The organism is Ensifer canadensis (genome assembly GCF_017488845.2).
Classification (GTDB): Bacteria; Pseudomonadota; Alphaproteobacteria; order Rhizobiales; family Rhizobiaceae; genus Ensifer; species Ensifer canadensis.
The window spans coordinates 3,871,615-3,884,273 of record NZ_CP083370.1; the positions used below are offsets into that span (position 1 = coordinate 3,871,615).

Genomic DNA, 12,659 nt, shown 5'->3' on the forward strand with positions numbered 1-12,659 from the left:
ATCGGGGCTTTTGCCCCAACCGCCCGCGATCCAACCGATAGGGAAGCCGGATGCTGAGATTTCTATCACTGTCGACATTGTTGTTCTGCGTTTTCACGGGCTTCGCCCAGGCTGCCTCCAAGGCGGATGTCGAGAACCAGTTTCGCCAGTGGCTGCAGCGCGATCTCTGGCCGGAAGCCGAGAAGTCGGGTGTATCAGCGCGATCGTTCAAGGCCGCATTTGCTGACGTAAAGCTGAACTGGGACCTGCCCGATCTGGCCCCACCCGGCTTCCCCAAGCCGAAGGAGCAGAAGCAGAGCCAGGCGGAGTTTTCCTCGCCCGGCAGCTACTTCTCCGAAAAGCGGCTGCAGGGATTGGCGGCAACGGGGCGAAGCCTTGCTTCGACGCACGCGTCTACCCTGAAGCGGATCGAAAAGACCTATGGGGTTCCGGCATCGGTGGTCGTGGCGATCTGGGGCCGCGAATCCGGCTTCGGACGCGCGAAAATTCCCTATCCGGTCGTCGATGTCCTGGCGACCAAGGCCTTCATGTCGACCCGGCCGGATCTGTTCCGCCGCGAGTTGATCGCGGCCTTGCATATTCTGGACAGCGGCGACGTCGAAGAGGTGTCGATGCGCGGCTCCTGGGCCGGCGCCATGGGTCAGCCGCAGTTCATGCCGTCGAGCTTCCTGCAATATGCCGTCGATTTCGACGGCGACGGCCGCCGCGATATCTGGAACTCTGTTCCCGACAGCTTGGCGTCGATTGCCAACTATCTCGTCAAGAAGGGCTGGCAACGTGGCCGCGACTGGGGCTTCGAAGTGTCGATCCCGGCCGGCGTCTCCTGCGCACAGGAAGGTCCGGATCTTGCCCGGCCGATGTCCGATTGGGCGGCCAAGGGCATCACCCGCATTTCCGGAAAAGCCTTCCCGTCGCATGAGCGTTCGGCGCCGTCGATGATGTTGGTTCCGGCCGGCACTCATGGGCCGGAGTTCATCGTCACGCCGAATTTCTATGTGCTCAAGGAATACAACAACTCGGACCTCTATGCGCTGTTCATTGGCAACCTTGCCGATCGCATCGGCGCGGGTGGCGGTGCCTTCCGCGGCACCTGGGGCGATGTCGGCAACATGCTGCGCTCCGATGTCCTGGCGATGCAGAAGGCGCTGGTTGCCAAGGGCTACGACGTCGGCAAGGCCGATGGTCTGGCCGGCTACAAGACGCGCCGCTCGCTCGGCGACTGGCAGGCCAAGAACGGCCTGGCGCCGACCTGCTTTCCCGACGCCACGTTGAAAGCGAAGCTCCGGTAAGTCTGCTGCTGCCGGCGTGTTTACCCAATCCTAGGCGCGCGCTTCGCCTCAGTGCATGTCGACGTTCACCTGCCGCTTGTAGCGCTCGTAATGCGTCGGAACGATCGTCTGGCGCTCGATCATGCGATGCACCCGCGGTGGCGCTGCGCCGCGATGCAGCGCCGTCAGCTTGTCGCCGACCGAGGCGTCGGCTTGCGTCCGGCGCTGGTTATGGCGCACATATTCCACCCAGGTCGGCACATGGTAGGTTTCCGTCCAGGTGGTCGGAATTTCCAGATCGCGCATCAGCGCCCAATGGCCGGCGCCGTCGCGGATGCGGATGCGCCGCCGTTCGGCCATGGTCTCCAGAAACTCCGGTATGTCGGCATCGTCGATCTCGTAATCGATCATGATGACGATCGGGCCGCTGCGGGGTTTCAGGTCCAGCTCGAGCAGCGGCTCGTTGAAGCGGTTGAGCGGATCGAGGTTGAGCGACTTGAACTCGGGCAGCGGCAGGCGCAGGCCGATGACCGCACCCGCCAGCATCAACAGACAGGAGACAACAAGCGCATTGGTGGCACCATATTGCTCGGCCGTCGTGCCCCAGAGCCAGCTGCCGCCGGCAATGCCGCCGAAGGTCATGGTCTGGTAGAGCGACAGCGCCCGGCCGACCACCCAGCGCGGAGCCGAAAGCTGGACGGTGGTGTTGAACAGCGACAGGGCCAGCACCCAGGATGCGCCGGAGACCAGGAGCACGAGACAGCTGAGCCAGGCATAGGGGCTGAAGGCAATGACGACCGTGCTCACGGCAAAGCCGCCAAAAGCCAGGCGAACGATCGCTTCGCTCGACATCATTTCGCGCAGTCTTGCGCTCAGCAATGCGCCGCCGATCGCGCCGAGACCGAAGGCGCCGAGCATCAGGCCGTAGGTGAGCGGTCCGCCCTGGACGAGATCGCGCGCCACCAGCGGCAGAAGCGCGAGAATGGCGCTTGCCGAAAGGCCGAAGAGGAAACCGCGCACCAGCACCTTGCCGATATTGGGCGACATGACGACATAGCGCAGGCCTGCCGTAATCGCCCGGCCGAGCGTTTCGCGCGGCAGTGGGCTCATGGTCACTTCGCGCCGCCAGCGCATCAGCGCAAAGAGGATGGCGAAGTAGCTGAGCGAGTTGGCGGCAAAGGCCGCCGCTGCACCCGCCGTCGCCACGATCACGCCGCCGATCGCCGGGCCGACGCTGCGGGTGATGTTGAAGCCCATACTGTTCAGCGCCACGGCCGCCGGCAGGTCGTCGCGCGGAACCATGTCGCCGACCGAGGCCTGCCAGGAGGGGTTGTTGAGCGCCGTGCCGCAGCCGATCAGGAAGGTGAAGAGCAGGAGCAGCCACGGCGTAATGATGCCGAAATAGGCGCAGATGGTCAGAAGCGCCGACACCGTCAGCATGAAACACTGCGCCACCAGCATGATCCGCCGCCGGTCGAAATTGTCGGCAAGCGCGCCGGACACCAGCGAGAACATCATGATGGGAAGCGCGGTCGACGCCTGCACCAGCGCAACCATGTTGGCCGACGAGGAAATCGAGGTCATCAGCCAGGCGGCGCCGACCGACTGGATGAGGCCGCCGAAGTTGGAGGCGAGGCTTGCTATCCAGATGGTGCGGAAGATGTCGTGCTTGAAGGGGGCCAGTGGCGAAATACGGGTGGGCACCTCGTCTTCTCTCTCGTGTCTTTTGATTGCGATATCGAAGCGGTTCGTTGCCTGTTATAAACCTCGAAGGCCGAAGTGCCAGCCGCTGAAACTTGCCGTCGCATCGATTGCCTGCCATCCGCCCCGATCTGGCGGCTTCGGCCACCACCGGTCGAACACCTTGCAATTTGCGGCAACGAGGCGTATATGGGCCTCAAATTCTTGATCGGTAGATGAAGAGTGGGCCCGTCAGGACCCGCTCTTTTTTATTAGCCGGTCCCATGAGGAGACATCGTTTGTCCGATCCGACAACGGCTGAAAATGAAATTGAACCCCGCCTGATCACCGAGACCGGTCTTGATCAGCGCATCGCCGACATCATCGAACCGGTGCTGACGCCGATGGGCTATCGCCTGGTACGCGTGCGCATGTCCGGCCAGAACGGCATGACGCTGCAGATCATGGCCGAGCGCAACGACGGCACCATGACCGTCGAAGATTGCGAAGCGATCTCGATGGCCATTTCCCCGGTTCTCGATGTGGAAGATCCGGTCGACAAGGCGTATCATCTGGAAGTGTCGTCGCCCGGCATCGATCGCCCGATGGTGCGCAAGTCCGATTTCTTCCGCTGGCAGGGTCACCTGCTGAAATGCGAGACCTCGGTGCTGGTTGAAGGCCGCAAGCGTTTCCGCGGCAAGATCGTGTCCGTGGATGCGGATGGTTTCCAGATCGAGCGCGATCAGCCTGCTTATGGCGAGGAAGCGACGGTTACCATTCCTTTCACCACGCTTGCGGAGGCGCGGTTGATCCTGACCGACGACCTGATCCGCGACGCCCTGACGGCCGACAAGAAGGCCAAGGCAGCGCGCGCCGCGAACGAGAATTTTGAAGACGAAGATTCACCTATCGACGAATAAAAGCCGGGGCGGTGCTTGAGGCCCCCTGCAACCAGACGGAGACATGAGATGGCAGTCAGTGCTAACCGGCTCGAGCTTCTGCAGATCGCAGATGCAGTGGCACGCGAAAAGGTGATCGACCGCGAGATCGTTCTGGCCGCGATGGCCGATGCGATCCAGAAGGCCGCGCGCTCCCGCTATGGTTCGGAATCCAACATCCGTGCCGACATCAATTCCAAGACCGGCGAAATCCGCCTGCAGCGTCTGCTGGAAGTGGTCGAGAAGGCGGAAGACTATTCCACCCAGATCCCGCTTGAACTGGCCCGCGACCGCAACCCGGACGCCAAGCTCGGCGACTTCATTGCCGACCCGCTGCCGCCGATGGATTTCGGCCGTATCGCTGCCCAGTCGGCCAAGCAGGTCATCGTGCAGAAGGTTCGCGAAGCCGAGCGTGACCGCCAGTTCGACGAATTCAAGGATCGCGTCGGCGAGATCGTCAACGGCACCGTCAAGCGCGTCGAATACGGCAACGTCATCGTCGATCTCGGCCGTGGCGAAGGCATCATCCGTCGCGACGAGATGATCCCGCGCGAAAACATGCGTTACGGCGACCGCGTCCGCGCCTTCGTCTACGACGTTCGCCGCGAACAGCGCGGCCCGCAGATCTTCCTGTCGCGCACGCATCCGCAGTTCATGGTCAAGCTCTTCACCATGGAAGTGCCTGAAATCTACGACGGCATCATCCAGATCAAGTCGGTTGCCCGCGATCCGGGCTCGCGCGCCAAGATCGCCGTGATCTCGAACGACTCGTCGATCGATCCGGTCGGCGCCTGCGTCGGTATGCGCGGTTCGCGCGTTCAGGCCGTCGTCGGCGAACTGCAGGGCGAAAAGATCGATATCATTCCGTGGTCGCAGGATCCGGCATCGTTCATCGTCAACGCGCTGCAGCCGGCGGAAGTCGCCAAGGTCGTTCTCGACGAAGATGCGGAACGCATCGAAGTGGTGGTTCCGGACGAGCAGCTGTCGCTGGCCATCGGCCGCCGCGGCCAGAACGTTCGCCTCGCTTCGCAGCTGACCGGCTGGGATATCGACATCCTCACCGAGCAGGAAGAAAGCGAACGTCGCCAGAAGGAATTCAACGAGCGCACCAACCTGTTCATGGACTCGCTCGACGTCGACGAGATGGTCGGTCAGGTTCTGGCTTCCGAGGGCTTTGCGGCTGTCGAGGAGCTTGCCTATGTCGATCTCGACGAAATTGCCTCGATCGACGGCTTCGACGACGAAACGGCTACCGAAATCCAGACCCGCGCCCGCGAGTACCTGGACAGGCTGGAAGCTGAGATGGATGCCAAGCGCAAGGAACTCGGCGTTGCCGACGAACTGCGCACGATCAATGGCCTGACCAGCCCGATGCTGGTCGCGCTCGGCGAGGAAGGCATCAAGACCATCGAGGACTTTGCCGGTTGCGCCGCTGACGACCTGGTTGGCTGGAGCGAACGCAAGGACGGCGAGACCAAGCGCTTCGAGGGCACGTTCTCGAAGTTCGAAGTTTCGCGTGCCGACGCTGAAGCCATGATCGTTCAGGCTCGCCTTGCTGCCGGCTGGATCACGGAAGACGACCTCGCCGTCGAGCAGGAAGTAGATGAGGCGATCGAGGTTGCCGAAGGCGCGGAACAGGACGCCTGATGGCGACCACCGCATCGACTGACGCTGACGTTCTGCCTTCGGACAACGGTCCGAAGGACAAGAGCGGCAGCACCCGGACTTGCATCGTCACGCGCGAGAGTGGCTCGCCCGACGATCTGATCCGCTTCGTCGCCGGACCCGACGGCCGCATCGTTCCCGATCTGAAGCGTCAGCTTCCGGGGCGCGGCTGCTGGGTCAAGGCGGAGCGGGCGCTGGTCGAAAAGGCCATGGCGAAGAAGCTCTTCGCCCGGGCCTTGAAGGCCGACGTCAAGGTCGATGCGACGCTTGCCGATGACGTGGACAGGCTGCTCGTCGAGCAGCTTGCCGGAATGATGAACATGGCGCGCAAGGCGGCCCAGTTCATCTCCGGCGCGACGAAGACGGAGCAGGCTGTTCGTGGATTGGCGGCACTCGCCGTCTTCCACGCGAGTGATGCGGCAGCCGACGGCGTCCGCAAGATTGACCAGGCCCGCAAGGCGATGAGCTTTGTGGTTGAAGATGAAACGGAAATACCCGCGTTCCGCCCCTTCACGGCGGCGGAAATGGAGGGCCTTTTGGGAAGTAATGCTTTTATCCATGCCGCAACGCTTGCAGGGCAGGCGGGTGAGGGTGTAGTGAAGCGCGCAATCATGCTCGAAAAGTACCGTGGATCCGTCCCGGTCCGGGCCGAAGGCGGCGCTGGCAAGCCACAGCAATGACGCGCGTCACCGGCAAAATCCGGCATCGCGTACATTGTTTGAGACAATTTGGAAGACAGGGTCAGGTGATACGCATCCGGCCCTGATCGCTAGGAACGGAACGGAATGACCGACAACAACGACGACAAGACAGGCGGCGCAGCAGGCAAGAAGACGCTGACCCTGAAGCCCTCCGGGGTTTCGCAGGGGACCGTGCGTCAGGACATGGGCCGTGGCCGCACCAAGGCGGTCGTGGTCGAAACCAAGAAACGCCCCTTCCATCGCCCCAAGGACGAGCGCCCGATCACGCCGGTTGCCGCGGCTCCCGCCGCACGGCCGGCCGAACAGCGTCCGGCTCAGCCGCAGCCTTCGGGCCGCCCGGCCCCGCAGCCACAGCAGCACCAGACGCGCCAGGAAGCCAACCAGGCGAACCGTCCGCGCGTCGGTGTCGTTCTGAACCAGCTTTCCGCCGGTGAGATCGATGCGCGCCGCCGCGCTCTGGCCGAAGCCCAGATCCGCGAAGCTGAAGAAGCGGTCATCCGCGCCGAGAACGAAGCGCGCCGCAAGCGTGAGGAAGAAGCCCGTCTCCTGCAGGAGAAGGAAGACGCCGCACGTCGCGCCGCCGAGGAAGCAGCCCGCCCGGCTGTCGAGCCCGAAGCCAAGGCCGAAGAGGTTGTCGAAGAGCGCCCCGTGGCTGCTCGCGCACCTGCAGCCGGCGAGCGTCGCGTCGACAATCGCCCGCAGGCTGCACGGCCCGCCGCCGCCCCGGCAGCAGGTCTTCCGACGCCGGCACCGGCCGGTGCTCTGCGCGGCCGCAAGGTCGACAACGAAAAGGATGAGGATCGCAGCCCGCGCCCCGGCGCAGGTCCGGTTCGTGGCAAGGTCGTGCGTCCGGAGCCGGCAAAGCCGGTCACGCGCCCGAAGGGTGACGATGGTCGCCGCCAGGGCAAGCTGACGCTGACCACCGCTGCCGACGAGGATGCCGGCCAGCGCGCCCGCTCGCTGTCGGCGATGCGTCGCCGCCAGGAGAAGTTCAAGCGCAGCCAGATGCAGGAGACCCGCGAGAAGATTTCGCGCGAAGTCGTTCTGCCGGAAACCATCACGATTCAGGAACTGTCGCAGCGCATGTCCGAACGCGCCGTCGACGTCATCAAGTACCTGATGAAGGAAGGCCAGATGATGAAGCCCGGCGATCTGATCGATGCCGACCTGGCTGAACTCATCGCCGGCGAATTCGGCCACACCGTCAAGCGTGTTTCCGAGTCCGACGTCGAAGAAGGCATCTTCAACGTTTCCGACATCGAGGAAGAACTGGTCTCGCGTCCGCCGATCGTCACGATCATGGGTCACGTCGACCACGGCAAGACCTCGCTGCTCGACGCCATCCGTCATGCCAACGTGGTTGCCGGCGAAGCGGGTGGCATCACCCAGCACATCGGCGCCTACCAGGTCGAGCAGAACGGTAACAAGATCACCTTCATCGACACACCCGGCCACGCGGCGTTCACCGCCATGCGTGCCCGTGGTGCCCAGGCGACCGACATTGCCATCCTGGTGGTTGCGGCCGACGACAGCGTGATGCCGCAGACGATCGAATCCATCAACCACGCCAAAGCGGCCGGTGTTCCGATCATCGTGGCGATCAACAAGGTCGACAAGCCGGCGGCCAATGCCCAGAAGGTTCGCACCGAACTTCTGCAGCATGAAGTCTTCGTCGAATCCATGGGCGGTGAAGTTCTCGACGTGGAAGTCTCGGCGAAGAACGGCACCAACCTCGACAAGCTGCTCGAAGCGATCCTGCTCCAGGCCGAAATCCTCGACCTCAAGGCCAATCCGAACCGGACAGCCGAAGGTACTGTGGTTGAAGCCGAACTCGACCGTGGCCGCGGCGCCGTCGCAACCGTGCTCGTTCAGAAGGGTACGCTGCGTCCGGGCCAGATCATCGTTGCCGGCGACCAGTGGGGCCGTGTGCGCGCCCTGGTCAACGACAAGGGTGAACACGTCAAGGAAGCCGGTCCGTCGATGCCGGTCGAAGTTCTCGGCCTGTCGGGCACGCCGGCAGCAGGCGACAAGTTCGCCGTCGTCGAAAACGAAAGCCGCGCTCGCGAGATCTCGGAATACCGCCTGCGGCTTGCCCGCGACAAGGCAGTTGCCCGTCAGTCCGGTTCGCGCGGTTCGCTCGAGCAGATGATGACCCAGCTCCAGACCTCCGGTCTCAAGGAGTTCCCGCTCGTCATCAAGGGCGACGTGCAAGGCTCGATCGAAGCGATCGCCGGTGCGCTGGACAAGCTCGGAACCGACGAAGTGCGTGCGCGCATCGTCCATTCGGGTGCTGGCGGTATCACCGAGTCGGATATCTCGCTCGCAGAAGCATCGAACGCCGCCATCATCGGCTTCAACGTTCGTGCCAACAATCAGGCCCGTTCGGCAGCCGAGCGTGGAGGCATCGAAATCCGCTACTACAACATCATCTACGATCTGGTGGATGACGTTAAGGCGGCGATGTCCGGTCTGCTTTCGCCCGAGCGTCGCGAAACCTTCCTCGGCAACGCCGAGATCCTTGAGGTGTTCAACATCACCAAGGTCGGCAAGGTCGCGGGTTGCCGCGTCACCGAAGGCAAGGTCGAGCGCGGCGTCGGCGTCCGTCTGGTTCGCGACAACGTCGTCATCCACGAAGGCAAGCTCAAGACGCTCAAGCGCTTCAAGGACGAAGTCTCGGAAGTCAACGTCGGTCAGGAATGCGGTATGGCGTTCGAGAACTACGAAGACATCCGCGCAGGCGACACGATCGAGTGCTTCCGCGTCGAACACATCACGCGGACGCTGTAAGATCCGTCCGATTAGAAATTGTGCGGGCGCCGGGTTATCCTTCGGCGCTCGCATTTTTTTGAGGTATTGACCAATGACCAGAGCCACATCCTCTGCCCCCTCCCAGCGCATGCTGCGCATCGGTGAACAGGTGCGCGCCGCGATCACGCAGGTTCTACAGCGGGGCGACGTCCGCGATCCCGTGATCGAGAAGACGCTGATCGCGATCTCCGAAGTGCGCATGTCGACCGACCTGAGGATCGCGACCGCCTTTGTGACGCCGCTCGGCGTTCCCAATCATGCTGAGGTCATCGAGGCGCTGAACAAGAACGCCAAGTACATTCGCGGCCGCCTCGGCCCGCATTTGCGCCAGTTGAAGTACATGCCCGAAGTTCGCTTCCGCGACGATACCAGCTTCGACAACTACAAGAAGATCGATGCCCTGCTTCGTTCGCCCGAAGTCAGCCGCGACCTCGATCCGAATACCGACGACGAAGAATAGAAGAGTTCATGTCCAAACCGCGTAAACCCAAGGGCCGTCCGATCTCGGGCTGGCTGATCCTCGACAAGCCGCTCGATTTCGGCTCGACCGAAGCCGTTTCCAAGATCAAGTGGCTGTTCAAGGCGCAGAAGGCCGGCCATGCCGGCACGCTCGATCCACTGGCGTCCGGCATGCTGCCGATCGCTCTTGGCGACGCGACCAAGACCGTCCCCTATGTCATGGATGGCCGCAAGATCTATGAATTTACGGTCGCCTGGGGCGAAGAGCGCTCGACCGACGATCTCGAAGGCCAGGTGACGCATTCTTCGGACGCACGCCCGACCGAAGAGGCGATCCGCGCCCTCTTGCCGAACTATACCGGCGTTATCAGCCAGGTGCCGCCGCAGTTCTCTGCGATCAAGATCGACGGCGAGCGCGCCTACGATCTCGCCCGCGATGGCGAGACCGTCGATATCCCGGCACGCGAAGTCGAGGTGTTCCGCCTGACGCTGCTCGGCGCCGCGCCCAATCTCGCCCAGTTCGAGATCGAATGCGGCAAGGGCACTTATGTTCGCTCGATCGCCCGCGACATGGGCCGCGATCTAGGCTGTTTCGGCCACATCGCTTCGCTGCGGCGCACCTTCGTCGCGCCGTTCGGCGAGGATGACATGGTGCCGCTCGCCGATCTGGTGGCACTCGAAAAGATCGAAGACGAGGACGAGCGGCTGGCAGCCCTCGATGCGTTCGTCATCGAAACCGGCGAGGCGCTGTCCAGCCTGCCGCATATCGCCGTCAGCGACGACCAGGCGCATCGGCTGAAGATGGGCAATCCTATCATCCTGCGTGGCCGAGACGCGCCTCTGGCAACGCCAGAAGCCTATGCGACCACCCGCGGCAAGCTGATCGCCATCGGTGAGATCGCCGAAGGCGAGTTCCGCCCGAAGCGGGTCTTTGCCGTCGGCTGATCGCTTCGATCGCCACATTTGCCTTTGCCGCATCGCTGACGCATGATCCCGCCCAAGGGCTTGGGGCTGCTTCGAAACGGTTCCGTTTCCAGCTCGCAAGCAGGCGCTCGTCGCCTGCTGTCGCCCGTTTCGGCCGCCGTCCGGCGGTCATGGCTGCTGCATGATTTTCCGGATCGGCATTGATTTGGAGCGAGGATTATGACGCAGTTTTAAGGTGTTGCGGTGGCCTTCGCGCGCTACATTCGACGCGCGACGCTGTGGTTGAAAGGCGGTGCATTTGGCGCAGGTTTCGCAAGAGGGAAGGGAGACTGCCGTGGGTCGCCTGGCGACAGCTCTCGATTTCGTTCGTCACCGCATGACGCGGCCTTTCCGTTTCTACCTGACTTCGCTGCTGCTGATCGCGATCGTTCCCGCGTTCATCTTTTCGCTCGTGGTGCTGAAGCGCAGCGTCGACGCACAGGAGCAGGTCATCACCGCGCTGCTGCAGGCCTCGACCGGATCGGTGACGCGCATCGTCGAGCGCGATGTCGAGGGAATGCTGACGACGCTGAAGGTGCTGTCGACCGCACCGGCGATGGAGGGCGGCGACATGGAGGCCTTCTATCGCAGGGCCTCGACGGCGCTCGCCGATACCGATTCCTATCTGATCGTCATCGACCGCAAGCACAATCAGCTCATGAACACCCGGGTGCCCTTTGGCACGCCGCTCGCCAAGGCCTCCGATCCCGCCTCCGTCGAGCGGGCCTTCACCAACAATGGTGCGCCGCTGGTCTCGAACGTCTTCTTCGGCCAGACGGCCGAAAAGTGGGTCTTCAACGTTTATTTGCCGGCGAAGCTTCCAACCGGCGAGGAATACCTGCTCGCTCTGACGCAGAACGCCGAGAGCATGGCCAAGGCCGTGAACCGCGAAACGCTGTCGCCCGGCTGGAACGCCGCTCTGGTCGACGGCAACGGCAAGGTCATCATTTCCTCCGACACCGGGGTCAAGGCGGGTGAACCGTTCTTCCTCGACAAGGTGCCGGCGATCAGCATCGGCGTGCGCAACATCACCGAAAACGGTACCGCCTATCGGGTGGCAACGGAGTTCTCCGTCGTGACCGGCTGGCGGATCATCGCCTGGGCGCCGCGCACCACGGTCGATGCGCCGGCCACCTGGTCCTTCCTGTGGCTGTCGCTTGGCGGCATCATCTTTGCCGGCATTGCCATTGCGGGATCGCTGGCGATCGCAAGGCTTCTGTCGCAAGGGGTGAAACTGGTCGCGCTCGACGCACGCCGCCTCGGCGCCGGCGAGCGCATCGAGCCGCGCCCGCATATGATCGCCGAAGTCGAGACCGTATCCGCAGCCCTTGCCAAGGCCGCGGCGTCGCGCACCAAGGCCGAGGGCGAGATCCGCTTCCTGATGCGCGAGGTTGCCCACCGCTCGAAGAACCAGCTGACGGTGATCCAGTCGATGCTGAATCAGTCGGTGCATTCGGCCGAAAGCGTCGCCGACTTCGCGGACTCCTTCCGCAAGCGCATCGCCGGCCTTGCTCGCTCGACAGATCTGATGATTGCCAACGCCGCCCAGGGCGTCGATTTCCGCGAGCTTGCCCAGAACCAGCTGCAGCCGTTCACCCCGGATGATCCCAAGCGTGTGGTCCTGTCGGGCCCGCCCCTAAGGCTCGACACGGAGAGCGCACAAACGCTCGGCATGGCGCTGCATGAACTGGCCACGAACGCCACGAAGTATGGTGCGCTTGCCAATACCACCGGTGTCGTCAAGCTCAGCTGGTCGCTGTCCGACGAGGGCATCGCCGTTCGTTGGCGCGAGGAGGGGGCCGACATCGAGGCGCAGACGAACCCGACCCGCAAGGGCTTTGGAACGCTGGTGCTGGAGCGTATGCTCGGCATGGCGCTGAAGGCCGAATTAGAACGGATCATGCATCCCGACGGCATCGAGTGGCGGATCAACATCCCGCGGAATGCCAAGGGTGGCGAAGGGGACGACGCGGAGCCTTGAGACGCATTCGGTTTTGAACGGTTGGTTTTGAAAAGGGGCAGGAATGCGGGGCTGGACAGGTCGCATCGGCATTCTCTCAGTCGTGTTGAGCCTGATGGCTGCGGCACCCGCCGCCGGCCAGGATGTGGCCTGTGTCGTCTCAGACCCGACCGGCACGCCGCTTACTGCATAATTCCTTAAATCGGATCCGATTTAA

At 63.2% G+C, this 12,659-nt stretch carries 10 protein-coding genes; 9 read left to right on the forward strand and 1 reads right to left on the reverse strand.

All coding sequences use genetic code 11. The features are described from left to right. Nucleotides 1–50: 50 nt before the first annotated feature. Nucleotides 51–1,289, forward strand: coding sequence for a lytic murein transglycosylase (locus J3R84_RS18695; protein WP_025425484.1), 1,239 nt, complete (start codon nt 51–53; stop codon nt 1,287–1,289). 48 nt (nt 1,290–1,337) lie between these two features. Here the strand turns inward: J3R84_RS18695 and J3R84_RS18700 are convergent, their stop codons facing one another. Next, complete coding sequence (locus tag J3R84_RS18700) at nt 1,338–2,972, reverse strand: MFS transporter (protein WP_038575795.1); 1,635 nt, start codon at nt 2,970–2,972, stop codon at nt 1,338–1,340. A 260-nt stretch (nt 2,973–3,232) separates the two neighbouring features. Between J3R84_RS18700 and rimP the strand changes: the two genes are divergently transcribed. The 8 genes from rimP (at nt 3,233) to J3R84_RS38490 (ending at nt 12,635) form a co-directional block, all read left to right on the forward strand. Further along, entirely contained in the window at nt 3,233–3,868 is a 636-nt protein-coding gene (rimP, locus tag J3R84_RS18705) for a ribosome maturation factor RimP (protein ID WP_081788827.1), read from the forward strand. Nucleotides 3,869–3,916: 48 nt separating this feature from the next. Then, nucleotides 3,917–5,533, forward strand: a complete 1,617-nt coding sequence (nusA, locus tag J3R84_RS18710; protein ID WP_025425487.1) for a transcription termination factor NusA — start codon at nt 3,917–3,919, stop codon at nt 5,531–5,533. Then, nucleotides 5,533–6,231, forward strand: coding sequence for an RNA-binding protein (locus J3R84_RS18715; RefSeq protein ID WP_025425488.1), 699 nt, complete (start codon nt 5,533–5,535; stop codon nt 6,229–6,231). The genes nusA and J3R84_RS18715 overlap by 1 nt, the downstream gene beginning before the upstream one ends. A 105-nt stretch (nt 6,232–6,336) precedes the next feature. After that, nucleotides 6,337–9,039, forward strand: a complete 2,703-nt coding sequence (gene infB / locus J3R84_RS18720) for a translation initiation factor IF-2 (RefSeq protein WP_025425489.1) — start codon at nt 6,337–6,339, stop codon at nt 9,037–9,039. A gap of 73 nt (nt 9,040–9,112) precedes the next feature. Continuing rightward, entirely contained in the window at nt 9,113–9,520 is a 408-nt protein-coding gene (rbfA, locus tag J3R84_RS18725) for a 30S ribosome-binding factor RbfA (RefSeq protein WP_025425490.1), read from the forward strand. An 8-nt stretch (nt 9,521–9,528) separates the two neighbouring features. Further along, nucleotides 9,529–10,464, forward strand: coding sequence for a tRNA pseudouridine(55) synthase TruB (gene truB, locus J3R84_RS18730; protein WP_025425491.1), 936 nt, complete (start codon nt 9,529–9,531; stop codon nt 10,462–10,464). 277 nt (nt 10,465–10,741) lie between these two features. Next, nucleotides 10,742–12,463: a sensor histidine kinase gene (locus J3R84_RS18735; RefSeq protein ID WP_025425492.1), complete on the forward strand. Its 1,722-nt coding sequence runs from the start codon at nt 10,742–10,744 to the stop codon at nt 12,461–12,463. A gap of 43 nt (nt 12,464–12,506) precedes the next feature. After that, complete coding sequence (locus tag J3R84_RS38490) at nt 12,507–12,635, forward strand: hypothetical protein (protein ID WP_255569776.1); 129 nt, start codon at nt 12,507–12,509, stop codon at nt 12,633–12,635. Nucleotides 12,636–12,659 lie beyond the last annotated feature (24 nt).